This is a genomic window from Blastomonas natatoria, assembly GCF_003201955.1.
GTDB classification, from domain to species: domain Bacteria; phylum Pseudomonadota; class Alphaproteobacteria; order Sphingomonadales; family Sphingomonadaceae; genus Blastomonas; species Blastomonas natatoria.
Window position 1 is genome coordinate 13,407 of record NZ_QJJM01000006.1, and the last position, 24,122, is coordinate 37,528.

20 protein-coding genes are annotated in these 24,122 nt (G+C 62.1%); 2 read left to right on the forward strand and 18 right to left on the reverse strand.

The window, feature by feature from the left end:
• Positions 1 to 50: 50 nt before the first annotated feature.
• From C7451_RS08515 to C7451_RS08525, 3 genes are all read right to left on the reverse strand, one after another.
• Positions 51 to 1,880 (reverse strand): arylsulfatase, encoded by a 1,830-nt coding sequence (locus tag C7451_RS08515; protein ID WP_110298552.1) that lies wholly within the window; start codon positions 1,878 to 1,880, stop codon positions 51 to 53.
• An 85-nt stretch (positions 1,881 to 1,965) separates the two neighbouring features.
• Complete coding sequence (locus tag C7451_RS08520; protein WP_110298553.1) at positions 1,966 to 2,589, reverse strand: YceI family protein; 624 nt, start codon at positions 2,587 to 2,589, stop codon at positions 1,966 to 1,968.
• Positions 2,590 to 2,653: 64 nt separating this feature from the next.
• On the reverse strand, positions 2,654 to 5,236 hold the full coding sequence (locus tag C7451_RS08525; RefSeq protein WP_244181748.1) for an EAL domain-containing protein: 2,583 nt from the start codon (positions 5,234 to 5,236) through the stop codon (positions 2,654 to 2,656).
• Between the two features lie 179 nt (positions 5,237 to 5,415).
• Here C7451_RS08525 and C7451_RS08530 point away from each other — a divergent pair, with 179 nt between their 5' ends.
• Positions 5,416 to 6,270: an oxygenase MpaB family protein gene (locus C7451_RS08530; RefSeq protein ID WP_110298555.1), complete on the forward strand. Its 855-nt coding sequence runs from the start codon at positions 5,416 to 5,418 to the stop codon at positions 6,268 to 6,270.
• 6 nt (positions 6,271 to 6,276) lie between these two features.
• Here the strand turns inward: C7451_RS08530 and C7451_RS08535 are convergent, their stop codons facing one another.
• The 3 genes from C7451_RS08535 to C7451_RS08545 all read right to left on the reverse strand — a co-directional run bounded on the left by C7451_RS08535 (position 6,277) and on the right by C7451_RS08545 (position 9,441).
• On the reverse strand, positions 6,277 to 7,149 hold the full coding sequence (locus C7451_RS08535) for an S-methyl-5'-thioadenosine phosphorylase (protein ID WP_110298556.1): 873 nt from the start codon (positions 7,147 to 7,149) through the stop codon (positions 6,277 to 6,279).
• Positions 7,150 to 7,213: 64 nt separating this feature from the next.
• Positions 7,214 to 8,239, reverse strand: a complete 1,026-nt coding sequence (locus C7451_RS08540) for an SO2930 family diheme c-type cytochrome (protein WP_110298557.1) — start codon at positions 8,237 to 8,239, stop codon at positions 7,214 to 7,216.
• Entirely contained in the window at positions 8,236 to 9,441 is a 1,206-nt protein-coding gene (locus tag C7451_RS08545) for a parallel beta-helix domain-containing protein (RefSeq protein ID WP_110298558.1), read from the reverse strand. Before C7451_RS08545 ends, C7451_RS08540 begins: the two co-directional genes overlap by 4 nt.
• 101 nt (positions 9,442 to 9,542) lie before the next feature.
• Here C7451_RS08545 and C7451_RS08550 point away from each other — a divergent pair, with 101 nt between their 5' ends.
• Positions 9,543 to 9,962, forward strand: coding sequence for a DUF2147 domain-containing protein (locus tag C7451_RS08550; protein ID WP_244181749.1), 420 nt, complete (start codon positions 9,543 to 9,545; stop codon positions 9,960 to 9,962).
• A gap of 172 nt (positions 9,963 to 10,134) precedes the next feature.
• Here the strand turns inward: C7451_RS08550 and C7451_RS08555 are convergent, their stop codons facing one another.
• The 12 genes from C7451_RS08555 to C7451_RS08615 all read right to left on the reverse strand — a co-directional run bounded on the left by C7451_RS08555 (position 10,135) and on the right by C7451_RS08615 (position 24,055).
• Positions 10,135 to 10,485 carry a hypothetical protein gene (locus tag C7451_RS08555; RefSeq protein WP_110298560.1) on the reverse strand — a complete coding sequence of 117 codons (351 nt, stop codon included), beginning with the start codon at positions 10,483 to 10,485 and terminating at the stop codon, positions 10,135 to 10,137.
• A 102-nt stretch (positions 10,486 to 10,587) separates the two neighbouring features.
• Complete coding sequence (locus C7451_RS08560; protein WP_110298561.1) at positions 10,588 to 11,220, reverse strand: TetR family transcriptional regulator C-terminal domain-containing protein; 633 nt, start codon at positions 11,218 to 11,220, stop codon at positions 10,588 to 10,590.
• Positions 11,213 to 12,079 (reverse strand): crotonase/enoyl-CoA hydratase family protein, encoded by an 867-nt coding sequence (locus tag C7451_RS08565; protein ID WP_110298562.1) that lies wholly within the window; start codon positions 12,077 to 12,079, stop codon positions 11,213 to 11,215. Before C7451_RS08565 ends, C7451_RS08560 begins: the two co-directional genes overlap by 8 nt.
• A gap of 51 nt (positions 12,080 to 12,130) precedes the next feature.
• Positions 12,131 to 12,913 (reverse strand): SDR family NAD(P)-dependent oxidoreductase, encoded by a 783-nt coding sequence (locus C7451_RS08570; protein ID WP_110298563.1) that lies wholly within the window; start codon positions 12,911 to 12,913, stop codon positions 12,131 to 12,133.
• Positions 12,914 to 13,087: 174 nt separating this feature from the next.
• Positions 13,088 to 14,260: an acetyl-CoA C-acetyltransferase gene (locus tag C7451_RS08575; protein WP_110298564.1), complete on the reverse strand. Its 1,173-nt coding sequence runs from the start codon at positions 14,258 to 14,260 to the stop codon at positions 13,088 to 13,090.
• Positions 14,261 to 14,496: 236 nt separating this feature from the next.
• Entirely contained in the window at positions 14,497 to 15,924 is a 1,428-nt protein-coding gene (locus tag C7451_RS08585; protein WP_110298566.1) for an aldehyde dehydrogenase family protein, read from the reverse strand.
• A 110-nt stretch (positions 15,925 to 16,034) separates the two neighbouring features.
• Positions 16,035 to 17,327: a cytochrome P450 gene (locus tag C7451_RS08590; protein ID WP_110298567.1), complete on the reverse strand. Its 1,293-nt coding sequence runs from the start codon at positions 17,325 to 17,327 to the stop codon at positions 16,035 to 16,037.
• Between the two features lie 3 nt (positions 17,328 to 17,330).
• A complete protein-coding gene (locus C7451_RS08595) occupies positions 17,331 to 18,869 on the reverse strand; it encodes an acyl-CoA synthetase (protein WP_110298568.1) in 1,539 nt (512 codons plus the stop codon).
• 193 nt (positions 18,870 to 19,062) lie between these two features.
• Positions 19,063 to 19,731, reverse strand: a complete 669-nt coding sequence (locus C7451_RS08600; RefSeq protein ID WP_110298569.1) for a M23 family metallopeptidase — start codon at positions 19,729 to 19,731, stop codon at positions 19,063 to 19,065.
• 426 nt (positions 19,732 to 20,157) lie between these two features.
• Positions 20,158 to 20,625: a peroxiredoxin gene (locus C7451_RS08605; protein ID WP_110298570.1), complete on the reverse strand. Its 468-nt coding sequence runs from the start codon at positions 20,623 to 20,625 to the stop codon at positions 20,158 to 20,160.
• 13 nt (positions 20,626 to 20,638) lie between these two features.
• Complete coding sequence (locus C7451_RS08610; RefSeq protein ID WP_110298571.1) at positions 20,639 to 23,359, reverse strand: bifunctional [glutamine synthetase] adenylyltransferase/[glutamine synthetase]-adenylyl-L-tyrosine phosphorylase; 2,721 nt, start codon at positions 23,357 to 23,359, stop codon at positions 20,639 to 20,641.
• 54 nt (positions 23,360 to 23,413) lie between these two features.
• Positions 23,414 to 24,055: a sigma-70 family RNA polymerase sigma factor gene (locus C7451_RS08615; RefSeq protein ID WP_208625170.1), complete on the reverse strand. Its 642-nt coding sequence runs from the start codon at positions 24,053 to 24,055 to the stop codon at positions 23,414 to 23,416.
• Positions 24,056 to 24,122: the final 67 nt, after the last annotated feature.

The window sequence follows — 24,122 nt, forward strand, 5'->3', positions numbered from 1 at the left end:
GCATCCTCCACCGTTATATTGGCATAGGCTATGTCAATATCATTGACCGGTCAAGCCGGACGCTTTCGCAACGCCCTGCGTCCAAAGCGATACAGGCCAAAAACCATCCCCAGCCCCACCACCCCGGCGGCGAGCAAAATGTACCAATAGCGCGCGGCCATCCTGCGGACCGTGTTACTGGCGATCTGCGCGCTGGAGTCGTACCCCTCGGGCATTTCCAGCACGCCATTGCGCCGGGCATAGTCGCGATATTCGTCCATCATTTCCTTGAACTTGGCAGGATCGCTGTTTCTCAGATCACGGGTTTCACCGGGATCCTGAGCGAGGTCGTACAGACGCCAGACACCGTCGCCATAGGGTTTGAGATTGCGGACCAGCTTGTAGCTGCCCTTGAACAAGGCGGCATTGCCCGACACCTCGAAACCGGTCGCAACCTCGGGCGAGCGCACAGCGTCGGCCTGCCCCGCCAGCACCGGAAGCAGCGATCGGCCGTCAAAGGCATCGTCATCGACTGTCCCGCCTGCCATCGCCAGCAAGGTCGGCGCGATGTCGCTCACCGTAGCCATGGCCGCGCTCGGGGGTGCAGCGGCAATGCCGGGCCCTGCCATGATCATCGGTACGTGCAGGCCGCCTTCACTGCTGTAGAACTTGAACATCGCACCGGGCGATGCCGAGGCATTGGCGAATTCCGGGCCGATAAAGGCATAGGTGCCCTTGCCGCCCCAATTGTCGGCGGATACGCTGTAGCCGTTGCTGTCCAGCCACCACTGCATGGAGCGCGACGAAGCCAGAGGATTGCTGGGTTCGGGTCCATTGTCGGACGTAAAGACGAACACCGTATTGTCATATTCGCCAGTGCGTTTCAGATGCGCGACCAGTCTGCCGACATGATGATCCATAGCCTCGATCATGCCTGCATTGATCGCCATGTTGCGGGCGAACAGCGCCTGTTCCTGCGACGACAGGCTCTCCCATTGCCGCAGTCCACGCGGCGGGTCGGCCAGCGGCGCCCCCTTGGGGATCAGTCCGATCTCCTGCGCGCGCTGCCATCGGGCCTTGCGCATGGCTGCCCAGCCCTGACGATAGGTGTCCTTGTATTTGCGGGTGAATTCGGGCGGCGCCTGAACCGGGATATGGATGGCCTGGAATCCGATATAGGCCAGGAACGGCTTTTGCTGGTCACCCTCCCCAATATAGTCGATCATCCGGTCGACCAGAAAGCGCGACGAGTAGAAGTCCCCGGGCAGCGTCGCCGGCTTGCCATCCTCGAACCAGGGGGCGTCGGCATAATAGGGCATGTACGATTTCTGTTCCCAGTTGTCCGCGCCCGATGCGTCGAGCACGAACGAACGGTCAAAGCCATGCGCATCGGGCAGGTCGCCGGCTTCGTGACCCAGATGCCATTTGCCGGTCATGTAGGTCCGATAGCCGCGCGTCTTGAGCCGGGCTGCAATGGTCGTCACGCCAGGCTCGAACCTCAGCGCATAGCCCGGCTTGCCGATATGCTCCTCAGGGATGACCTCGGGTATGGTCGATACGCCGGTGCGATGATTGTCGAGACCGGTCAGCAGCATCGCTCGGGAGGGCGAGCAGAGCGGCGAGCTGTAGTAGCGCGTGAACATCCGTCCGCGCCGCGCCAGCGCGTCGATATGGGGCGTACGCGCCTCGCCGCCGTAAATGCCAAGATCCATCAGCGCTAGGTCGTCGGCCAGAAGGACGACGAAATTCGGCGAGCGCAGGGCCGACGAAACGGTAGGCGCTGCCTTGCCAGACGGGGCCTTGCCAGACGGGGCCTTGACGGAAGGTGGCGCTGACGGGGGCGCGGCAGCTACCAGAAGCAGCCCTGCGCCTAATCCCGCCAGCAGCCCGAATTTGGCCATGCGCCCTCTCCCATCCGGTGATCACGATCACCTTTTGACAGAGGGTATGACAGATATTCCCTCAGCGCAACCTGTGCAAACGATGTCAGGCCGAGGGTCTGAATACCAGCGACGCGGTGACCGGAACGGCTGGGCTGATCGCGGGCAGCTTGGCGATTTCCTGCAGCTTGCCCAGTCCCGCCTCGAGGCCGACAGCCGACGCATCGAGGATCAGGGGCTTGGCGGTTTCAACGAGAACAGAATCGCCGGCCAGCCGCGTGACCGTCAGCGGCGCCTCGATGCTGTTGGTGGTGCCGTGCAGGTCGAGCGTCACCGGCACGTTCATCATCTTTCGTTCGCCCGGTTTCAGCGCCTTGACCGCAGCAGGATCGATCTTCGCGGTGAGTTTGGCATCGGGAAAGCTCGCAACTTCGAACAGCATGTCGCGCATCCGCTGATTGCGCACATCGATACCGGTATCGACGCTGGCAAGATCGATGGCCACGCCCACTGTGCCGTCGGGCTGCACAGAGCCGGACAGCTTCGTGAAGCTGTGCGCTTCGCCCACATTGCCTGCCTTGACCGAGACGAAACCGATATTCGACTGATCGGCGACCAGCTGCCAGGCGCCATCGGGCAGCGGTGCCTCGGCCTTGTCCGCAGCGCCACCGCAAGCGGAGAGTGCGAAAGCCAGGGACAGTGCTGCAACGGGCAGGAACGAACGGATCATCGGGGAACCTCCAGACGGAATTGGTCGCCCATGTTTATCCGCGCATTGCGGCGCTGTCACGCGATCAGGCGCGCATCTGTTCGGGATAGCCCGTCGCAATCTGGGGCGGGCTCGACTGGCGGAAGCGCTCGAGGCTGATCGGCGTCTGGAATTGCAGGCCGCAGCGGTCTTCCACCGACCAGCGCGCTATGGCCAGAACCTTCAGATTGGCTCCCAGCGCCACTTCGAACTCGGTGCCGGGTGGTACGTCCCAAAGGCCTTCAATCAGCGCGCCACCCGGCGAGATGTTCTTGATGCGCGCAGGATAGCAGTAGCCGTCATGATAGATGCCGATCGTGCGCAATACCTTGTACCGCGCCTCGCGGCTGCGCTTGTGTCCAACCGGTTCGACATGGTTCTCGACCCCGGCGAGCCGCTCCGTGGCCTCTGCCAGGCCTACTGGCTTGCCGTAGATATAGCCCTGGACATGACTGCAGCCCAGCGACCGGATCAGTTCCAGCTCGTCGATCGTCTCGGCACCCTCTGCAGTGGTTTCCATGTTCAGCGCTTCGGCGAGCGAGACGATCGAGCGAATGATGGCGCTGTTCGCGCTGCCCGATTGCGCCGCGCCGCGCACAAAGCTCTGATCGATCTTGATCTTGTCGAAAGGCGCACTGCGCAAATAGCCCAGCGCTGAATATCCAGTACCGAAATCATCCAGAGCGAGACGCACGCCGATGCCCTTCAGGCGCTCAAAGATGCGCGTCGCATCCAGCTTGTCATCGAGAAACACGCTTTCGGTGATTTCGAGTTCGAGCCGCTCAGGCTCGAGACCGCTTTGCGCCAGGGCATTGAGGACGATCGAGGGAAAGGCTGGATCGGCAAATTGTATCGGTGAAACGTTGACTGCGATGCGCACCTGTCTTGGCCAGGTGGCCGCATCGGCGCAGGCGGTGCGCAACACCCATTCACCCAGTTGCATGATCAGACCGGATTCCTCGGCAATCGGAACAAATGCCGCAGGGCTGATGGGACCGCGGACAGGGTGGTTCCAGCGCGCCAGTGCCTCAAATCCGCTGATCGTCTCGGTAGCGACATTGACCACCGGCTGATAGGCAATGCTCATCCCGCCGGCCTGCAGCGCCGCACGCAGTTCGCTTTCGAGCGCACGGCGTTCGTGCGCGACCTTGTGCATGTCCTCGCTGTAGAACTTCCAGATACCGCGACCGTTTTCCTTGGCGGAGTACAGCGCAAGATCGGCATTGCGGATCAGCGTCTCGGCACCCGAATGGTGGCGGCCATCGGCGATGGCGATGCCGACCGATGCGCCGATCACGATCTGATTGCCCTCGACCATATACGGATGGCTGAGATTGATGATGACCGAGCGAGCAAGATCGGCAAGCCGGTCCTCGCTGATGATGCCGGGCAGCACAACCTGGAATTCGTCCCCGCCGAGGCGACCCACCTCGCCGCTGTCATTGATCGTCCGCTTGAGGCGCTCCGAGACCTGCTTGAGCAGCGCGTCGCCGATCGGGTGGCCGAGCGTATCGTTGACCTGCTTGAACCGGTCGAGATCGAGCAGGAACAGCGAACAGGGGCTGGGCTCGCCACGATGGCCCACCAGAGCCTTTTCGAACAGTTCCTTGATGTAGAGGCGATTGGCCAGGCCGGTGAGATTGTCATACCGCGCCAGTTGCGTGACCGCCTCATGCGATCGCTTCACTTCGGTCAGGTCTGTTCCATGGCCGCGAAAGCCGACGAACTGACCGAATTCATTGTAGAATGGTGCACCGGAAAGCGACCAGGCGCGTTCCTCCTGAAGCTGTGCCACGCGCACGGCAAGATCGCTGAATGCCGTTCTCGCCGAGAAATGGAAGTTGAAGGTCCGTTCGCTTCCGCCTCCCTGCGATCCGGGCGAGCAGATGACCGAACTGAGCGGCTGGCCGATGATCGTGGCAGGATCAGCCTGGATGGCGCTCACCGCCTCGGCACTGATGTAGACGATGCGACCGTGGCGATCGGTTTCCCAGAACCAGCCGCGGCCTGATTTCTCGTAATCCGACAGCAGGCGCCGGGCGCGTTCATTGTTCAGCTTCTGCTGGTCAAGCGCGGCCTCCTCCTCGCGGTCATCCTTGGCACGGATCAGCGCGACGAGCAGCATTGCGGGCAGGAACACCAGCGTGCCGAGGGCAAGCCGCAGATCCCATGCCGCCAGCAGCGCGCCGAGCCCGGTTGCCACGCTGGCAAGGAACATCAGCATGCGATGAGGAACGAGTACGGCCAGTGTCGGCAGGAGCGCGCCAAGCAGCGCCATGCTGCCGATAATGATGCCGGCTTCCGGCCCGGTCGAGACCAGATCGACCACAGCGTAGGAAAAGGCGACGGTCGATGCGCAGATCAGCGCCGTGAGCATGGCAGGAAATCTGTCGCCGAGCGTCTTGCGAGCCATATTGCTGCGACCTGGCAGGAATATGGCGAGATCGATCAGCGCAGCCAGCACCGCCGCCGTCACGAAAGGAACGGTAACCATGGCCGCCGAGAAGCCATGCGCGGCAGCGGCGAGAAGCAGCGCCGTCAGGCGGACACCCATGACGATCGGCCACAATGCGCACATGGCCAGCAGCGACCGAGCGGACAGCAGGCCAGATGCTGGCGCTTCACTCATTGCCAGTTCTGATTGCTTCTGTCCGAACATCGCTGAATCGATAAGCCTTCGCGATTAGCAAAGCGTTACCAACCCCGCGTCGGACCGGTTCAACGCATGTAAAATCAGCGATGACTCACCAAGCAAATGGCGCCCATCGACAAGTTGGCAAATGCAGCGATCTGCACCATATTAAGGCCATGCCGACGCTGCGTGATACCATCGGAGACGAGATCCGCCGCATCTTCGCGGAACCTGGCGGTCAGACGATAGAGATTTCGCGCAACGATGCCGGCCTGTTCGGGCCGGGCTCGGTCAGCTGGCAGGTGCATGGCGATGTCACCTCGATGATGATCGGCGGCATCGCGTCACTGCTGCTCCAGATGCTCGATCCCAGGGTTCTTGCAGGCGTATGGGACCATTCCGTCTTTCGGCAGGACATGCGGGGGCGCTTGCGTCGGACCGCAGCCTTTCTGGCGCGCACGACCTATGGTGACCGCGAACAGGCGCTGGGAGAGATCAGCCGAATTCGGCGCATCCACGATCATGTCCGCGGCACACTGCCCGATGGCACGCCCTATCATGCCAATGATCCGGCATCGCTTGCCTGGGTTCATGTCACCGAGAGCCTGTGCTTCCTGGAAGGCTATATTCGTTACCGCAAGCCGCACATGAGCGGCGCAGAGCGAGACCGCTATTTTGCCGAAATGGCGCAAATCGGAAAGCTGCTCGGCGCAGATCCGGTCCCCTTCACCTATCGCGAGGCCCAGCGCCTGGTGCATAAGTCACGACCGATGCTGCGTTTTGACGAGCGCACCCGGGAAATTGCCGATCTGCTGTTGCGCCAGCCGCCTGCAACATCTCGTCTGGCACCATTTCACCACATGACGATGCAGGCCGGTGTCGATCTCCTGCCTCGCTGGGCCCGGAGCATGCATGGGCTCTCGATCTCGCTGCCGGCGCGCCTCGCCGTACGCGGCGGGACGACTGGCATTGCCGCCGTCACGCGCTGGGCGCTGGCACCCGGGCGCACGGTCCGCGCCGCCGAAGCCTGATCCGGCTCAACGTGCCCGAAGGGCCCTTCCCGCGACCGCATCCAGCCGCGCCAGCAATGCCGGATCCCGTGCATCAGGGGCCGTGATCAGGGCAAAATCGAGACAGGTGTCGATCGGGCTGGACTCTCGCCTGGCGGGAAGGATTTTTGCCAGCTCGATCACCAGTTGCCGGGCTTTTGCCGAATTGTCCTGCATCTGTGCCAGGATCGCGCCGACCTCGACATGGTCTTCCCCCTCTCGCCAGCAGTCGTAATCGGTGACCATCCCGACAAGCGCATAGGGCAGCTCCGCCTCACGCGCGAGCTTCGCCTCTGGCATCGCCGTCATGCCGATCACATCGCAACCCCAGGCGCGGTACATGTGGCTCTCGGCGCGGCTGGAGAATTGCGGCCCCTCCATCGCCAGATAGGTACAGCCTTCACGAACCGGCGCACCCGCTGCTCGTGCAGCCTCGCCCGCCAGCGCAGACAGCCGGGGGCAGACCGGATCGGCCATAGAAACATGCGCGACCATGCCGGTGCCGAAAAAGCTGCTCGGGCGATGAACGGTCCGGTCGATGAACTGATCGACCAGCACGAACTGGCCCGGCGGCAACTCCTCACGCAATGATCCAATCGCTGAGATTGCCAGGATATCGGTGCAGCCGGCGCGCTTGAGCACATCGATATTCGCGCGCGCATTGACGTCGCTGGGGCTGAGCCGGTGTCCCTTGCCGTGCCTGGGCAGGAACACGAACCTGTGACCGTGCAGCGTGCCGATGACGATATCGTCGGAAGCCTCGCCAAAGGGGCTGTCGACGCGGATTGACTGAGCGTCTTCAAGCCCGTCAATGGCATACAGACCCGATCCGCCGATTACCCCGATGGTCCACTCGCTCATTGCACCACGCCTCCCCGATGCTTCAGAAACCGCCTGCTAGACCAGCTTGGGCAGCAGGCAAACCCTAATCGGCAGGCAATGAGGAAATCCATTGGCGGATCAGTGCTACGCCTTCTTCATGAACCAGCGAGCGGCCGACCTCGGGCATCGCGACCCCCGGCTCTGTCGATGCCATGCGATGGATCATGATCGACCTGGCAGGTTGGCCGGGTTCGATCGCGAATTCATGTCCGCCACTGCCGCGGCCTGCCGCAACAGGCCGCTTGTAGATCCCCAGGGCCGTCCGGCTCGACCCGGCATCGGCGTCGAGAAACAGCCCCGAATTGCTCGCCGAACCCGTGGGATTGTGACAATGGGCACAGTTGACCATGAGATAGGCCCGCGCCCGCTGATCAAGTGATCCGGTAGCGGGATCGTTCCAAACCGGACCATCTGCCCTGATCGGCGAGCCAGCCCAGTCGATCCGCGCACGAAACGCCGCCGCGCTTGTCGGAGCGATTTCCATATTGGCCGCAATCGGGCCGATCGGCACGATATTGCCCGACGACGAATGGCATTCCTTGCACTGGTTCTTGTTGGGTACCGCATAGCTGATCTGGGTGCTGGTGCCATCGGACAGCGTCAGCGTGACTGGCAGTCGCGTACCGGCCACTTTCAGATCAGCATCGCTCAGGTCGGCATTCCAGACATAGGGCAATGCCTCCCAGCCGTTGGCGCGGCGGAGGAGAACCCGGGTTTCGATCGGACGAAAGGCCTTGCCGTTGCCATAACCGAATGTCTTGATCAGCGCGCTGCCGACAGGAAACGCAAGCCTTCCCCGGCCATCTGCCGATATGCGCTCGCCGTCGGGCACGTAGACGAACCGCTGCTTTTCGGCATAATCCGAAAACAAGGGCGTGCGGAGGCTGTAGGCGACCAGCGCGGGGGTCGGACGTGTCGCACCCGGCCCTGCAAAAAATCGGAATTCGGACAGCTTGCGCGGAAACGCCGGCTCGATAATGGCGCTGTCGTTGACGCTGGCAGGATCGGGCAGCGCTCCTGCCAGCAACGCTGCCGCAGCAACCGCGCCAAGAACTCCCCAGCGCTTCACCGGATGGCCGCTTCCATCGCTTCGGGCATCACGATCTTCGGCAGCTTCGGTGCGGCATCACCCGCAAGCTTGGCGAGCGCGGGCTGCGCCGTGTCGATCGGCTGATCGGACTTGGTCATGCCGAGGTTCAGCACCGGTACGTCGTCGCTCGAATAGACGTTGGCGTCGGCGCCGCCCACCCCGTCCCAGATGATCGGGGGAACGGTGCCGCCAAAGGCAGCGGCAAGCATCTCTCCGCCATCGAACCTGGGCGCAAAACCGGTCTTGCCATGCGCATTGTCGCTGATGCGGACATTGCGGACCATTGGCTGATATTTGGCATCGTCGAATTTCTGACGATAGCCGATAATCATGATGTTCGAAGATCCGTTGCCATCGAAGACATTATCGAAAATCTCGATATCGCGGTTCGCCATCACCATAACGCCAGTGCCAGTAGGCACGCTGGCGACGATATTGCCCTTGGGCGCAAAATTGGGCGTGTCGTTCTCGACCACCAAATTGTCGAACACGCGCACATTGTGCCCGCCCTGCTGCGGCAGATTGGGCAGGTCGAACACCAGGATGCCGCCGGTATTCTTGGTGGCGACATTGTCGTGCACGTCCGCATCGAAGCTGTTCTCGATCTCTATCCCGGCGACATTGAAGCGGGCAACCGAATCGCGCACGATGATGTTGCGCGACTGACCGACATAAATCCCTGCGTCCGAAGCACCGATGACGAGCACGGAGTCGATGAGAACGTTCTGCGACTCGACGGGATAGATGCCATAGGCGCCGTTGGTTTCCTTGGGGCCGCCGGTCCATTCGACTCGGATATTGTGATAGACGATGTTGTCGGCCCCCTTGGACTTGATGGCATCGCCCTTGCTGTCCTCGACCGCGAAATCCCGGAGCACGACATTGTCCGATGTGACAAGCAGGCCCTCTCCGGCAGCCAGTTGGCCCTTGAAGCTCAACACGGATTTGTCGGGACCGGCGCCTCGAACGGTGACGCCCGCGACATCGAGCGAAAGGCCGTCGGTGAGCTCGAAGCGTCCTTCCCCCAGCGTAACCACATCGCCAGGCTCAGCGAGAATCAATGCCTCCTGAAGCCGTTCCTGCGCACCTGCCCCTGCCGCAACGGCCATATCCTTGGCCGAGGCGGGCATAGCCAGAGCCGTCAGCAGCAACGATCCCGACACTGCAAAATTCCGCTTCATGCTCTTGCCTCCCCGCGTTATCACCGCACATGACGGTGGCCATTCTCCGACTGGTGCGGAGATTGGGATGCAGGCTAGTCACAAGCTGTATGGAGAACAATATGCGCTGGTCGGCTTTCGCCGCAATTTTGGGGGCAATGTGCGCCTCTATAACGCCAGCTCTCGCTGCGGAATCGATCCAGGGCCAATGGTATACCAAGGGCAAGCGCGCCGTCGTGACGATCGCGCCCTGCGGTCAGAACCTTTGCGGCAGGCTCACGCGGTTCATCGAACAACCGCGCGAGGGCGTGACGACCGATGTCAACAACCCGGATCCGGCACTGCGCAAGCGCAAGCTGGTAGGGCTGCCGATCCTTACCGGCTTCACCCCCGACGGCAACAAGTGGCGCGGCAAGATCTATGATCCCGAAAGCGGAAGAACCTATCGGTCGATCGTGACTGCCGGAAAGAACGGCACGCTGAGTGTCGAGGGTTGCATTGCGATGTTCTGCCAGGCTCAAACCTGGACCCCCGCCAAGTAACGCGTCACCCGTTTCTTGGCGGGTTACATTGTGGCATTTGCACTGTCATGAAACAGTAACATTCAAAATGTCGGCAAATGGCGGGCCGGCGCAGTGCTTGCCTCAAAGCCGCAGCCGGCCCGCCACTCCATTCCTGCTTCCGGTTGCGACCCGGCAGGTTTGAAGCTGATATCTATTCTGCAGAGCCGCGAGGCTTCTGTTCCTGATCGCTCTTCAGGGCGAGCTCGCTGACATAGCGATCTGCCTGCCATAGCAACGACACAGTTGCGCGCAGGCCATGCTTGTCGGTCCGCCAGTAGCCCGCATCCCGCAGTTTCACCGCCAATTCCCGCAACCGCGTGCGCGCGGCAACGATGTCGCCATGCTGACGGCCCGCCGCAGCCTGATCGAGCGCGCGTGAAAGCTTATCGCTGGCGTCAACGAACGCCTGCTCATCGATTGCAGAGACAGAACGGGAACCAGCGGTTTCACCCTCGGCAGAGCCTGGGCGATCATTCGGGAATCGGGCGACAGAGTTTGACATGCCGCCTCATTAAAGAATGTTGCGACGATGTGTAAGTTTATTACCGTATTTCGATCGTATGTAACTCTCGCACTGACGGAACGTTACGGTTAACCGGTGTCACTAGGCCGAATTCCGGCTAAGCAGGCCGGGCATGATCAAATCAAGTGTATGATCGGCATAATCGTCACGCATCTGCTCGGTCATTTCGCTCTGGCCAAAGCAATGATGCAGCACCAGACGGGCCGAGAAGAACCGATCTGCCGCCCCAGTGACAGTGAAATAGAACAGACCAGGATCGATGGGGCGGAACAGCCCCTTCTGGACGCCTTCGTCGATCAGCCGCTTGTACGCGTTGGAGATGGGAACGAGATAGTCATCCGCGATCTTGCGGGATACCTCGGGCGCGGCATCGCGCACCATCCGCATCAGCAGGCGATTGAGATAGGGGAAACGGAAATAGGTGCCAATCACCGCGCGGATATGAACGCGCAGCTTCTCGTCCGGAGAAAAGTCCTTGGCGACCAGCGCATCGAGGCTGTTGACGATATTGCGCATGTCCCTTTCGAGCAGCGCCAGCATCAATCCTTGCTTGTTGCCAAAATAATATTTGACCAGCGCGCTGTTGAGGCCGGATCGCAGCGAAAGTTCACTCAGCGACAGATCGACCTGATCGCCATCGCGCATGATCTGGCTGGCGGCTTCAATCAGTTGATCGCGCGCGTTGAGTTCCCCCTCGGGCGCAATGTCATTCATATCCGGGTTCATCCCACCATGGATAGAATTGCGGCATGTCGGATGCAACCCGGTCAGGATAATTGGCCGTTCGCTTTTCGAGGAAGCTGGAAATGCCTTCCGCAGCATCGCCGGAACGAGCGCGCGTGTAGATGGCACGGCTGTCGATCCGGTGTGCGTGCATCGGATGCGGAGCAGAAGGAATGCGCCACAGCATCGCCCGGGTGAGCGCTACCGACACAGGCGCGGTGTTGTCTATGATCTCGCGCGCCAGTGCCGTGGCCGCTGGCAAAAGCTCCCCAGGAGCATGCACCGAACGAACGAGGCCGCCTGCGAGCGCTTCGTCCGCATCGAAGACGCGTCCGGTCATGCACCATTCGAGCGCCTGTTGCTGGCCGACGAGGCGCGGCAGGAACCAGGACGACGCCGCTTCGGGCACGATCCCTCGACGGGCAAACACGAAACCGAAGCGCGCACTTGTCGAGGCCAGCCGCATGTCCATCGGCAGCTGCATGGTGACCCCGATGCCGACCGCAGCGCCATTGATCGCACCGATCACCGGTTTCTGGCACTGGAAGATGCGCAGCGTGAGCATGCCACCGCCATCGCGGACCCGATCGTCCGAAAGGTCTGTGACCGGCTCATCGCTTGAAAAGGGGCCGCCGCCGCCATCGGGCGTCAGATCCGCGCCGGCGCAGAACGCCCTGCCCTCGCCAGTCACGATGACCGCGCGAACGGCATCATCGGCATCGATCGCGTCGAATGCCGCGATCATCTCGGCCATCATCCGGTTGGTGAAGGCATTCATCTTTTCCGGGCGGTTGAGCGTAATCGTGGCTATGCCGTCGGCGACGTCGTAGCGGATCGTACTATAGTCCATGGCTGCCTCCCGGAGAAAATGGCCCCGCCAAGCAGACGGGGCCGTGAATGATCAGCGCGGGGCCATGCGGATACCGCCATCCAGGCGGACATCCTCGCCGTTGAAATAGCCGCATTCGATCATGGTGAGCGCGAGCTGCGCATATTCTTCCGGATTGCCGAGACGCTTGGGGAACGGCACCGATGCGCCCAGCGCGTCCTTGACCGGCTGCGGCGCGGCGGCGAGCAGCGGGGTGTTGAAAATGCCGGGCAGGATGGTGTTGACGCGGATCGCCTCGCTCGAAAGGTCGCGCGCGATGGGAAGCGTCATGCCGACGACACCACCCTTCGATGCCGAATAGGCCGCCTGACCGATCTGGCCGTCCTCGGCCGCGACCGAAGCAGTGTTGACGATGGCGCCGCGATCGCCATCGGGCAGCGGATCGAGCGTCATCATGCCGGCAGCCGACTTGGCGATGCAGCGGAAGGTGCCGACCAGGTTGATCTGGACGATCCAGTTGAAGGCATCGAGCGGAAAATGCTTGATGCTGCCATCTTCCTTCGAGCGGCTGGCGGTCTTGATCGCGTTACCGGTTCCGGCGCAGTTCACCAGGATGCGCTCCTGACCGATAGCGGCGCGGGCCTTAGCAAAACCGGCGTCGACACTGGCATCGTCGGTGACGTTCACTTCGCAGAATACGCCGCCGATCTCGTTGGCGAGTGCGGTGCCCTTTTCTTCCTGAAGATCGAAAATCGCGACCTTTACGCCCTTGGCGGCGAGAGCGCGCGCGGTTGCGGCGCCGAGGCCCGAAGCGCCGCCGGTCACGACAGCGGAAATGGAGGAATCGAGTTTCATTGAGGTATCTCCTGAAGGATGGTCCAGTTTCAATCCTCCCCGCCGCGGGGAGGAGGCAGTCCGAAGGACTGACGGAGGGGTAGCGGGATTGTGCCTCGATCGAGGCAATGCACCTGGACGCTTCCCCTCCACCGCTTCGCGGTCCCCCTCCCCGAGTCGGGGAAGAGCGATAAGTCAGCTCAGGCGTTCGATGATCGTGACGTTGGCCTGACCGCCGCCTTCGCACATCGTCTGCAAGCCGTATTTGCCGCCGCGCTTTTCGAGCGCGTTGAGCAATGTCGCCATCAGCTTGGTGCCCGAAGCGCCGAGCGGGTGGCCAAGCGCGATCGCGCCGCCATGGACGTTGAGCCGGTCGTGGCTGGCACCCAGATAGGACATCCAGGCAAGCGGAACCGGCGCAAATGCCTCGTTGACTTCATACAGGTCGATATCGTCGATCTTCATGCCTGCCCGCTTGAGCGCCCGCTCGGTCGCGAACAGCGGTTCTTCAAGCATGATCACCGGATCGCCAGCGGTCACCGAGACATGATGGATGCGCGCGCGCGGCGTCAGGCCATGGTCCTTCAGCGCCTGCTCGGACACGATCAGCACCGCCGAGGCACCATCGCAGATCTGGCTGGCATTGGCCGCAGACAGCACGCCGGTTTCCGAAATCGGCTTTACCCCGGCAATGCCTTCAAGCGTGGCGTCAAAGCGGATGCCCTCATCGACCTTGTGCCATTCCTTGCCCTCGGGGGTTTCGATCTCGACCGGAACGATCTCGTTGTCAAACGCACCCGCCTTAGTCGCGGCAGCCGCGCGGCGATGGCTCTCGAGCGAGTAGGCGTCGAGCGCTTCCTTGGTCTGGCCGTGCTTCTTGACGATCATTTCCGCGCCATCGAACTGGCTGAACATCACGCCCGGAAACGCTTCCTCCAGCCGCGCAGACTTGTAGTTGCCCATGCCGGCCTTCATGTAGAGTACGGCGGTCGAGCCCATCGGCACGCGGGTCATGCTCTCGATGCCGCTGGCCAGCACGATGTCCTGCGTGCCGCTCATCACAGCCTGCGCGGCAAACTGCATCGACTGCTGCGACGATCCGCACTGGCGGTCGATGGTGACGGCAGGAATGCTGTCGGGCAGTTTCGAAGCCAGAATGGCGTTGCGGCCCAGGTCCATGGTCTGCTCGCCGCCCTGCATGACGCAGCCGGTGATGACATCGTCGATCGCCTTGGGATCGAAATCGTTGCGCGCCGCAATGGCATCGAACACGGCCGCGCCGAGGTCGACCGGGTGAACACCGGCAAGGCGGCCGCCACGACGGCCACCAGCAGTGCGGACTGCGTCTACGATATAAGCATGAGCCATAAGGGCCTCTCCTTGCAGATGTGCGGGTCGGCGCTTTTCAGACCGACTCCGCAATGGATTTAATCGAACGGTTAAACCGCGTCGTGACTTACGTCAACGGAAAGAGCACAGGAACAATATCTGCCACCATCGTCACCCCCGCGAACGCGGGGGTCCCGCTGCACTTCAAACACCATTGCTCAAGCGGGATTCCCGCGTTCGCGGGAATGACGATCAAAACCCAAATGACAGGCTGATTATGCCATCGCCTTTTCGCGCTTCACCGTGATCACCTGCGGATAGGTGAACTCGAGCAGACCCTCCTTGCCATATTCGGCACCGAAGCCCGACTGCTTGTGACCTGCAAACGGCGCGAAGGGCGAGAGGTGGAGATATTCGTTCACCCAGACGGTCCCGGTTTCAAGCTGCTCGGCAACCTTGACGCCCTCTTCCGGATTGCCGGTCCACACCGCGCCTGCAAGACCATAATCCGAAGCATTGGCGCGCTGGATCGCTTCCTCGACGGTCGAGAATTTCATCAGCGGCATGACCGGGCCGAACTGCTCCTCGGCGACGATACGCGCATCTTCGGGCGGGTTGTCGAGAATGGTGATCGGCACATAATAGCCGGGGATCGACGGATCGTGATCGCCGCCCAACAGGAACTTGTAGCCATTGTCCTTGGCGTCCTGAATCAGGTCGAGCACGCGCTCATACTGCTTCTTGTTCTGGATCGGACCGACGGCCGTACCCTGCTCCGCGCCGTCGCCAACCTTCACATGCCGTGCATATTCGGCAATCGCGGCGGACAGCTCGTCATAGATATCCTCATGGATGTAGATGCGCTTGGCCGCGACGCAGATCTGGCCTGCATTGGTGAAGCTCGACCAGAACAGCTGCTCGGCCACCTTCTTGACGTCGGCATCGGGCAGAACGATCGAGGCATCGTTGCCGCCGAGCTCGAGCGTGATACGCTTCAGATCCTTCGAGGCGGATTCCATCACGCGCTTGCCAGTCGCGGTCGACCCGGTGAAGGTGATCTTGTCGATATCGGGATGCGAGGTGATCAGCGGGCCGAGATCGTCGCCTCCGGTAATGACATTGAGCACGCCTGCCGGTACCTCGTCAGCAATCAGTTCGACGATGCGCAGCGTGGCCAGCGGGGTGAAGGGCGAGGGCTTTAGCACCATGGTACAACCCGAAAGCAATGCGGGCACGATCTTCTGGACCGCCATCATTACCGGGAAGTTCCACGGCACGATGCCGCCGACCACGCCGACAGGCACGCGGCGGGTGCGCGACAGGCGGGTGTCGCTGTCCTCGTTGATCTCGTCTTCCAAGGTGAGCGTCGATTGCGCTGCGGCCATCGCGGCGGCGCCATGAATCTCGCCCGCTGCCTGAGCGTGCGGCTTGCCCTGCTCGCTGGTCAGCAGGCGCATCAGCTCGTCGGCATTGGCCTTGATCGCGGCGGAAATCATCTGGATGACCGCGCGGCGTTCGTCGATCGGCACGTTCTTCCACGTCTTGAAGGCCGAGCGCGCAGCCGCGACCGCACGATCCAGCTCTTCCTGCCCGCAATCGGGGACCTGGCCAATAACCTGCTCGTTGGCCGGGTTGACGACATCGATCCACTTGCCGGGCTTTTCGAGCTTGCCGTTGATGAGAACGCTGTACTGCTGAACCATCGGAACATTCCTTTCCTGTGAAGCGCGCCCGGTTTCAAACGATCCGGGCTTTTGTCATATAATGCCGCGCGACACGCTAGCCTGAGCGCCCGCCGCAGACCACTGTCAATTCAACTCGGGACAAAGCGGATCGGCAGCGTCTTGGGCCCCCCGACGAAGGTGCTGCTTGCGCGCAGCGGCGTGCCTGCCAGTTCGACGCTGTCGATGCGGTCCAGCAGTTCATCGAACAGGATGCGCATTTCGAGCCGGGCCAGATGCAGACCGAGGCACTGGTGCACCCCGGCCCCGAACGCGACATGGCGGTTGGGCCCACGCGAGGCATCGAACCGGTCGGGATCGGGAAAGACCCGCTCGTCATGGTTGCCCGATACATAGCAGAGCATCAGCCAGTCATCCTTGGCAATTGCTTGTCCGCCGATCTCGCAATCCTCCGCCGCCGTACGCATGAAATGCTGCACCGGCGTCGTCCAGCGGATCGCCTCCTCGATCAGACCCGGCAGAAGGCTGCGATCGGCCTTGATCCGGGCAAACTGCTCGGGGTCCTTGGCCAGTGCCCACATTGCGCCCGCAGTCGAAGCCGAGGTCGTATCATGCCCGGCCGCCGCGACGATAATATAATAGCCTGCGGCATTACGGTCGCTGATCGGCTCGCCGTCGATCACCGCGTTGGCGATGACCGTGGCGACGTCATCCTTTGGATCGGCGCGCCGGGCCGCCGCCAGCTTCATGAAATAGCCCTCGAAGTCGCGCACCGCCTCGATCACGAACTGCGTCACCTGCTCGGGCGTCAGCTCGACCGACCGAGCGCGGTTGAGATCGGGGTCCTCGCCGCCGAACATTTCCTGCGTCAGCTTGAGCATCAACGGTTCATCCTCGTGCGGCACGCCAAGGATCTGCATGACAACATGCAGCGGATAGAGGGCCGAGACCTGATGCACGAAATCGCAACTGCCGCCCGTCGCCAGCATCGCATCGACCGAAGCACGAGCGATACCCCTGATCTTCTCTTCCAGACTGGCCAGATTCTTGGGCATGAACCAGCTCTGAGTCAGCTTGCGATAGTCCATGTGCTCGGGCGCATCCATGGTCACCAGAGATCGCACCAGATGCGGGCTGCCGCCGGTGATCATGTGGGTGAGCATCTGGACTGCGATCGGCCCCAGCACCACCGATTTGGGCGCGTTGAGGAAGCGGGCATTGTCCTTGCTCACCGTCATGATGTCCTCATGCCGGGTGATCGCCCAAAAGGGCATATAGCCCTCTGCCTGTACCAGCCCCACGGGCATGTTGTCGCGCGCCCAGCGGAACTTTTCCTTGATCCCGTTCCACTCGCCATAGGCGACCGGATTGACGATGGCCGAGGCGATCTCGGGCGGCAGCACGGCAGGGGCTATGGTCGCCATGGCTCAGGCTCCTCCTACCGCTTCGGTCTGTTTGGCCTTGGCCCAGTATTCGTCGCGCAGCAGGCGCTTGTAGAGCTTCCCGGTCGCGTGACGGGGAAGTTCCTCGCGAAAATCGATCTGACGCGGCATCTTCACGCCCGACAGCGACCCGCGCAGATAGGTACTGAGCTCTGCCGCGAGCGCATCGCCCGCCTCGGCAAGGTCGAGCGGCTGCACGATCGCGACGACGCGTTCGCCCATGTCGGGGCAAGGCGCGCCGATCACCGCCGCATCGGCGACCTTGGGATGGCTGACCAGCAGGTTCTCGATCTCCTGCGGATAGATGTTCACGCCGCCAGAGATGATCATGAAGCTCTTGCGGTCGGTAAGGTAGAGAAAGCCCTCTTCGTCGACCCAGCCGACATCGCCGAGCGTGGTCCAGCCTTGCGGATGCGTCGCTTCCTTGGTCTTTCCGGCGTCGTTGTGATATTCGAACTTGCCGCCGCCCTCGAAATAGACTGTGCCTTCGGTGCGCGCGGGCACCTCGTTACCCTCTTCGTCGCAGATGCGGATAGTGCCGAGCAGCGATCGCCCGACCGATCCCTGATGGGTCAGCCAGTCCTCGCTCGAGATGAAGGTGAAGCCATTGCCCTCGGTCCCGGCATAATATTCCTTGAGCACCGGCCCCCACCAGTCGATCATCGCCTGCTTGACCGGTACCGGGCAGGGTGCAGCGGCATGGACCGCAGACGTGAGGCTTGACACGTCATAGCGGGTACGCACCTCTTCGGGCAGCTTGAGCATGCGGGTGAAATGCGTGGGCACCCACTGGCTGACATTGACCTTGTACCGTTCGATCAGCTGCAGCGCGTTTTCAGGATCGAACTTTTCCATGACGATCACCGTGCCGCCCAGCTTGTGCACCGTCATGCACCAGCGCAGGGGTGCGGCGTGATAAAGCGGTGCGGGCGACAGATAGATGCTGTCCGGGCCGAAGCCAAACGCCCCCTGGGCCAGCATGACGAGGGTGTTGCTCGCAGCAATATCGCCATCTTCGGGCAGCGGCAGGCGAACGCCCTTGGGGCGACCGGTGGTGCCCGACGAATAGAGCATGTCTGAGCCCGCGCGCTGATCGGCAATCGGTGTGTCGGGCATGGCGGCGATGGCCGTTGCAGCGCTGGCATCGTCCAGATTGACAACCGGCGTCGAGGGACAGGCCCGGGTGATCGCATCGAGCTGCGGGGCGAGATAGTCGGAAGTGAAGAGCAGCTTGGCGCCGCTGTCCGCCAGGATATAACTGATCTCGTCCGCCGTCAGCCTGTTGGAAATCGCCACGAAAATGAGGCCAGCGCGCTGCGCGCCCCAGACCACGTTGAAATACTCCGCCCGGTTCTCCATGCACAGGGCCACCGTGTCACCGATGCCGACGCCTTGTTGCCGCAGATAGTGCGCAATCTGATTCGAGCGGCTGTCCAGCTCTGCATAGCTGACCGAAAGCCCGGAACCCGCCATGATGACAGCAGGCTTGTCTGCCTGCGATTGGGCATGAACCGATGGATGCATTGCGACATTCCCTCCTGATACTGGGAGAGCGCCGGCCCGCCATTCGGCGTGTTCCGTAGCGATTCCCGTTACAGAAGCATCATTGTTTAATCGCGCGATTAAAGCAATGGGAAAGCGGTACGCCTGTCACGCACAAACAAAAAGCGCCGGACAGCCCGGCGCTTGATGCTTGATCCGAAATGTTCCGCAAGGATTATTCGGCGGGGCCGCCCTGGGCCACCTTGCTGCCGTCCTGCATGGCGAGCAGATAATCGCGCGAGGAGATGAAGGGCATCGGATTCACCGAATTTCCGGCGATGCGCACTTCATAATGCAGATGGCTGCCAGTGGAGCGGCCGGTCGAACCCATCAGGCCAATGACCTGGCCCTTGGTGACCCGCTGATTAGGCTGAACCAGGATTTGGCTGAGATGACCATAGCGCGTCTGGATTTCGCCGCCGTGATTGACTTCAACATATTGGCCGTAGCCGCCGACCCACTGGGCGCGTCCGACAATGCCGTCTGCAGTGGCATAGATCGGCGTGCCGATCGGGCCTGCCATATCGACACCCTTGTGACGAGCGCGGCGTCCGGCAAAAGGATCAGCGCGGAAGCCGTACTGGCTGGTCAGCTTGAAGCTGTCGACCGGCTTGCGCGAAGGAATGGAGACGCGGCCGGTATCGCGCTTCTCGAGCGATTTCCAGTCCGCAAACAGAGCGCGGAATTCCGTATCCTGGGCTCCCAGAGCGCTTTCGGTCGAAACCTGCGGCACGGCAGCGGCGACATCGGTGGCGTTGCCTTCAGCGAAAGCGGGTGATGCAGCGCACAGCAGACCGGCTGTGGTGGTGGTAAGGACCGTTGCGACAATTCTGGTTGCGACCATGAATATTCTGCACCTTTTCCTGGGTCATCTGTCGGACGATTGGGTCCTGGCAGATGCTCCCCGTCCCCTGCAGCTTCGTGAGAAGCAGGGCACAAAAACACAAAAATCGTTGGAACCCCTTCCCTCCGATTTCGTTGGATGATGGGTAGAGGGAAAGGATTGTGCACCGCAACCCGCAACCGCCGACGGAGCGTTAAACCGTCCGGCTGGCACGTTGAACCGTTTAATCGTGTCAAATTGTGACGTTTTGAGCATCGATTTCCGCCCTGAAAGGCAGAAGAATCGGGTCTCGGAAGGGTGCTGAGGCCAATGGTGTTAACCTTTCACCGCCCTCACCGATTGGAAATTTCCGCCATGGACACAAAAATGGCCCGCCATTTCGGGTGGCGGGCCATGGCAATTGATGGATGATTCGGGTTCAGGCCGTCAGAGCGCCTGGGCTGCGGCAAGCACCTCGTCGACATGACCAGGAACCTTCACCTTGCGCCAGATGCGCACGACCTTGCCATCCTTGCCGATGAGAAAGGTCGAACGGTCCATGCCCATGTATTTTTTGCCGTACATCGATTTCTCGACCCACACGCCCATCGCCTCGGCAAGCCCATCGGCTTCGGCATCGCTGGCAAGCGGGACAGTTAGCCCATATTTCTCGATGAACTTCTGATGTTTTTTCGGGGGATCCTTCGACACGCCGAGCACGGAGACGCCCGCTCCCTCGAAATCTGCCAGTTGGGCGCTGAATTCCTGCGCTTCCCTGGTGCAGCCGCTGGTGTCATCCTTGGGGTAGAAATACAGCACCCACGCCTTCCCGGCATAATCGGCTGCCGATACGCTGCTGCCATCGGGCCGGGCCAGGGCAATGTCGGGAATGCTGTCACCAATATCGGTCATCATCTGTCCTTCTCTTTCAGACGGGCACGGATGGCGTGCGGGTTCCAAATAGGTGTTGCCAGGCAGTTTCAACACTTGCTCGTGCTTTTTCGACCTCCGCCAGCAAATCCTGCCAGGATTCATGGCCACATGCTCGCGCGATGAGCCGCTGACTGGCCGCCGGAGGTTCGGCACAATCGGGTGCGATCAACCGCAGCGACACAAGTAGTCGAGTCATGAGATCATGCGCCTGTGCCAGTTCCGTCTCCAGCAGTCCGCAACGCGACAGCGCCTCGATGGCTTGGCGGAGATCCGGATGAAACCCTTCCCGGTGGGTCAGCTGCAGCGTGTGGACGACAAATTCCAGATCGACCAGACCGCCGGGCAATAGCTTTACGTCCAGCGGACCCATAGGCCTTTTGTGATTGGCAATGTCCGTGCGCATCTTCAGCGCGGCAGCGCGAACTTCATCTGCGGATCGCGGCGTATTCAGCACCTCGGCGATCAGGCTCTCGAGCTGCGAACGACTTTGATCCGATCCATAGACGACTCTCGCCCGGCACAGCGCCATATGCTCCCAGGTCCAGGCCTGTTCGCGCTGATATTGCGCAAAGCTGGCAAACGAAACCGACAGCAATCCTTGTGCGCCATTGGGCCTCAGCCGTGTATCCACCTCGTACAGCGCCCCCGCTGCAGTCGGCACCGATAGCGCCGCGATGATCCGCTGTGCCAGCCGGTTGTAATATTGCGTGCTCCCCAACGGCCGCCTGCCATCGGACTCGCCACCGATATCGCCGCTGAACAGAAACACCAGGTCCAGATCGGAGGCATGGGTCAGCGCCCCTCCGCCCAGCCTGCCCAGCGCCAGAATGACCGGCTCGCTACCCGGTATCACGCCATGCACCGCCGTGAATTCCTGCACCGCGCAATCGGCCAGTCGCCGGATTGCCGCTTCGGCCACCCGAGCATAGCCGCCCGCGATCGCGATCGGGTCATGCCGCCGCTCGATAAGCTGGACACCCAGCGCAAACCGCATGTCCCCCACCCGGACCCGCGCCGCATCAAGCCGCTGCTGATAATCGTCTCCGGGCTCTTCGCGCGAGAGATACTCGCCAATTTCCTCCACGCTGCCGACAAGATCGTAGGCGCTCGCATCGATCAGCCCATCGAGCAGATCGCCCCTGCGCGCCAGGGATTCTGCAAGCGGCGGAGCGTGGCTCAATATGTCGACCAGGGTTTGCATCAGCGCCGGGCGCGCTTGAAGGAGGCGGAAGATGTTGACCGTACTGGGCAGCTGCCGAAGCAGATCGTCGAAACGGTTCAGGGCGCCGGCCTGATCGGGTGCATCGGCAAAGGCCGCCAGCAATGCAGGCAGCACTTCCTCGAACGCCTTGCGCCCAGCCGCAGTGCGCAGCGAGCGCACCGCCCCGCCCCGCCAGCCCTGCACCCGGTCCGCCAGCGCTGACGGGTGATCGAACCCTGCCTGCGCCAGAGCCTCGGCCAGCAACTCGGGATCATTGCTCAGCGGGACGACGGCCTCGTCCGCCTGGCCCCGCTGAGAGGCGATCAGCCCGTCATAGATGGCGGCGACATCGCGGGTGACCGGCTCCAGCGCCGCAATCATGGCGCGGCCATCGTCCAGTCCATGCAACCGGGCGACATTGTCCAGAGCGCCGGGATCGCCCGGGAGGCTGTGCGTCTGCTGATCCTCGACCATCTGCAGCCGGTGTTCAAAGGTACGCAGCGTGCGATAATGCCCTGCCAGCAGACTCGCCTCCTCAGCAGGAATGATCCCCTCTGCCGCCAGTGCAGCCAGTGCGTCCACCGTCGAACGGACCCGAAGCGCAGCGTTGCGCCCGCCATGAATCAGCTGATGCGCCTGGGTGAAGAATTCGACTTCTCGGATGCCACCCCGTCCTCGTTTGAGATCGAAGCCAGGGCCGAGCACCTGGCCCTTGTTGTAATGGTCCCGGATCTGGCGGGTCAGCGCAGCAATCTCGTCAATAGTGCCGAAATCAAGCGATCGGCGCCAGATGAATGGCCGGAGCGAGTCCATGAAATACTGGCCGAGGCTGCGGTCCCCCGCTGCTGCGCGGGCGCGGATGAAGGCTGCCTGCTCCCAGGTCAGGGCCTGCGATTCATAATGCGACAGGGCAGCATCAACCGGTATGGCCAGAGGCGTGACCTCCGCTGCGGGGCGCAGCCGCAGATCCATCCGGAAAACATAGCCGTTACCATCTCTCTGGCTCATGATATCAATGAGTTGCCGCGCAATACGCTGTGCAGCATCGGCTGCCTCCTCGCGCGGACGGCGAGGCAGCGTCGCCGGATCGTAGATGAAGATCGGATCGATGTCGGACGAGTAGTTGAGCTCCTGGCCACCATGCTTGCCCAGCGCGATCACTGCGAATCCGCTTGGCTCGGCGCCCGGCGTCCGGCGCTCGATCACGTCTGCCAGCGCAAGGTCGAGCGCCTGGTCCGCAAAGTCAGACAGGGCGCGGGTCACCTGATCGACCGAGATCATTTCCGCAAGATCTGCAAGAGCAAGGACCATCGCCAGCGCATTCTTCCGTCGGCGCAACCCCTCAGCTGCGGGCATTGCCGCATAAAGCTGTTCGATCCGGGCGCGCGCAGCCGAAAGACCGTGCGTCCTCAGGACCCCGACCAGATCGGGATTGCGTTCCATGGCAGAGGCCAGAAAGGGTGCATGGCGTTCGGCGCGGGCCTGAGCGTCGGAAAGGTCCGTTGGCTGGATCATGGCGGAGGTGCTAGCCCGTGCGAAGACGCCAGGCAATCGCCCGCACGATGGCGATCAGTCGTCGGCTTCGGGTCGCCCGATCAGCCCGCCGCTGACCCGATCGACATCGGCCATGATCGCCGCCATAGGATCGGTCGTCCGTTCGGCTCGGCCCTCGCTCGCGGTCGTATCCTCGATCAAGGCCAGCAGGGCCGCGCGCCCGCGCGCGACGCGACTCTTGATGGTGCCCAGGGCCACGCCGCAGATGTCCGCCGCTTCCTCATAGGAAAAGCCGCCTGCGCCGACGAGGATCAGGGCTTCGCGCTGGCTCTCCGGCAACTGCATCAGTGCCCGCTGCACATCGGCAAGGTGCAGCTGATCACCCTGGCCTGCCGGCATCGACAGGATGCGATCGGCAACGACATCGTCCCACTCGGTGGTAAATCGGGCGCGCCGCCGTTGCGAGAGGAACGAGTTGCGCAGGATGATGAAGGTCCAGGCCCGCATGTTGGTCCCTGCCGCAAACCGGCCGCGTGCGGCCCAGGCCTTCAGCATGGTATCCTGCACCAGATCATCCGCGACATCGCGATTGCCGCTGAGCGAGCGACCATAAGCACGAAGATGCGGGATCAGCGACGCGAGCTGCGCCTTGAAGGCATCATCATCCAGCGGCGGACCACCCTCTGACGCGGCGTCTGCAGTGCTATCAAACGCCATAGTGGAGAGGCCTGACTTTCACCCATCGGAAAAAAGACAGGCCCTCCCCCGACGATGCAGTCGCGGA

What these genes read in the sequence shown, in the direction of transcription:
- C7451_RS08600 (WP_110298569.1), bottom strand. Translation starts at nt 19,731, where the DNA reads ATGGTCGCAACCAGAATTGTCGCAACGGTCCTTACCACCACCACAGCC.
- C7451_RS08560 (WP_110298561.1), bottom strand. Translation starts at nt 11,220, where the DNA reads ATGAATGACATTGCGCCCGAGGGGGAACTCAACGCGCGCGATCAACTG.
- C7451_RS08525 (WP_244181748.1), bottom strand. Translation starts at nt 5,236, where the DNA reads ATGAGTGAAGCGCCAGCATCTGGCCTGCTGTCCGCTCGGTCGCTGCTG.
- C7451_RS08585 (WP_110298566.1), bottom strand. Translation starts at nt 15,924, where the DNA reads ATGGTTCAGCAGTACAGCGTTCTCATCAACGGCAAGCTCGAAAAGCCC.
- C7451_RS08615 (WP_208625170.1), bottom strand. Translation starts at nt 24,055, where the DNA reads ATGGCGTTTGATAGCACTGCAGACGCCGCGTCAGAGGGTGGTCCGCCG.
- C7451_RS08610 (WP_110298571.1), bottom strand. Translation starts at nt 23,359, where the DNA reads ATGATCCAGCCAACGGACCTTTCCGACGCTCAGGCCCGCGCCGAACGC.
- C7451_RS08545 (WP_110298558.1), bottom strand. Translation starts at nt 9,441, where the DNA reads ATGAAGCGGAATTTTGCAGTGTCGGGATCGTTGCTGCTGACGGCTCTG.
- C7451_RS08570 (WP_110298563.1), bottom strand. Translation starts at nt 12,913, where the DNA reads ATGAAACTCGATTCCTCCATTTCCGCTGTCGTGACCGGCGGCGCTTCG.
- C7451_RS08535 (WP_110298556.1), bottom strand. Translation starts at nt 7,149, where the DNA reads ATGAGCGAGTGGACCATCGGGGTAATCGGCGGATCGGGTCTGTATGCC.
- C7451_RS08595 (WP_110298568.1), bottom strand. Translation starts at nt 18,869, where the DNA reads ATGCATCCATCGGTTCATGCCCAATCGCAGGCAGACAAGCCTGCTGTC.
- C7451_RS08590 (WP_110298567.1), bottom strand. Translation starts at nt 17,327, where the DNA reads ATGGCGACCATAGCCCCTGCCGTGCTGCCGCCCGAGATCGCCTCGGCC.
- C7451_RS08605 (WP_110298570.1), bottom strand. Translation starts at nt 20,625, where the DNA reads ATGATGACCGATATTGGTGACAGCATTCCCGACATTGCCCTGGCCCGG.
- C7451_RS08575 (WP_110298564.1), bottom strand. Translation starts at nt 14,260, where the DNA reads ATGGCTCATGCTTATATCGTAGACGCAGTCCGCACTGCTGGTGGCCGT.
- C7451_RS08555 (WP_110298560.1), bottom strand. Translation starts at nt 10,485, where the DNA reads ATGTCAAACTCTGTCGCCCGATTCCCGAATGATCGCCCAGGCTCTGCC.
- C7451_RS08520 (WP_110298553.1), bottom strand. Translation starts at nt 2,589, where the DNA reads ATGATCCGTTCGTTCCTGCCCGTTGCAGCACTGTCCCTGGCTTTCGCA.
- C7451_RS08530 (WP_110298555.1), top strand. Translation starts at nt 5,416, where the DNA reads ATGCCGACGCTGCGTGATACCATCGGAGACGAGATCCGCCGCATCTTC.
- C7451_RS08515 (WP_110298552.1), bottom strand. Translation starts at nt 1,880, where the DNA reads ATGGCCAAATTCGGGCTGCTGGCGGGATTAGGCGCAGGGCTGCTTCTG.
- C7451_RS08550 (WP_244181749.1), top strand. Translation starts at nt 9,543, where the DNA reads ATGCGCTGGTCGGCTTTCGCCGCAATTTTGGGGGCAATGTGCGCCTCT.
- C7451_RS08565 (WP_110298562.1), bottom strand. Translation starts at nt 12,079, where the DNA reads ATGGACTATAGTACGATCCGCTACGACGTCGCCGACGGCATAGCCACG.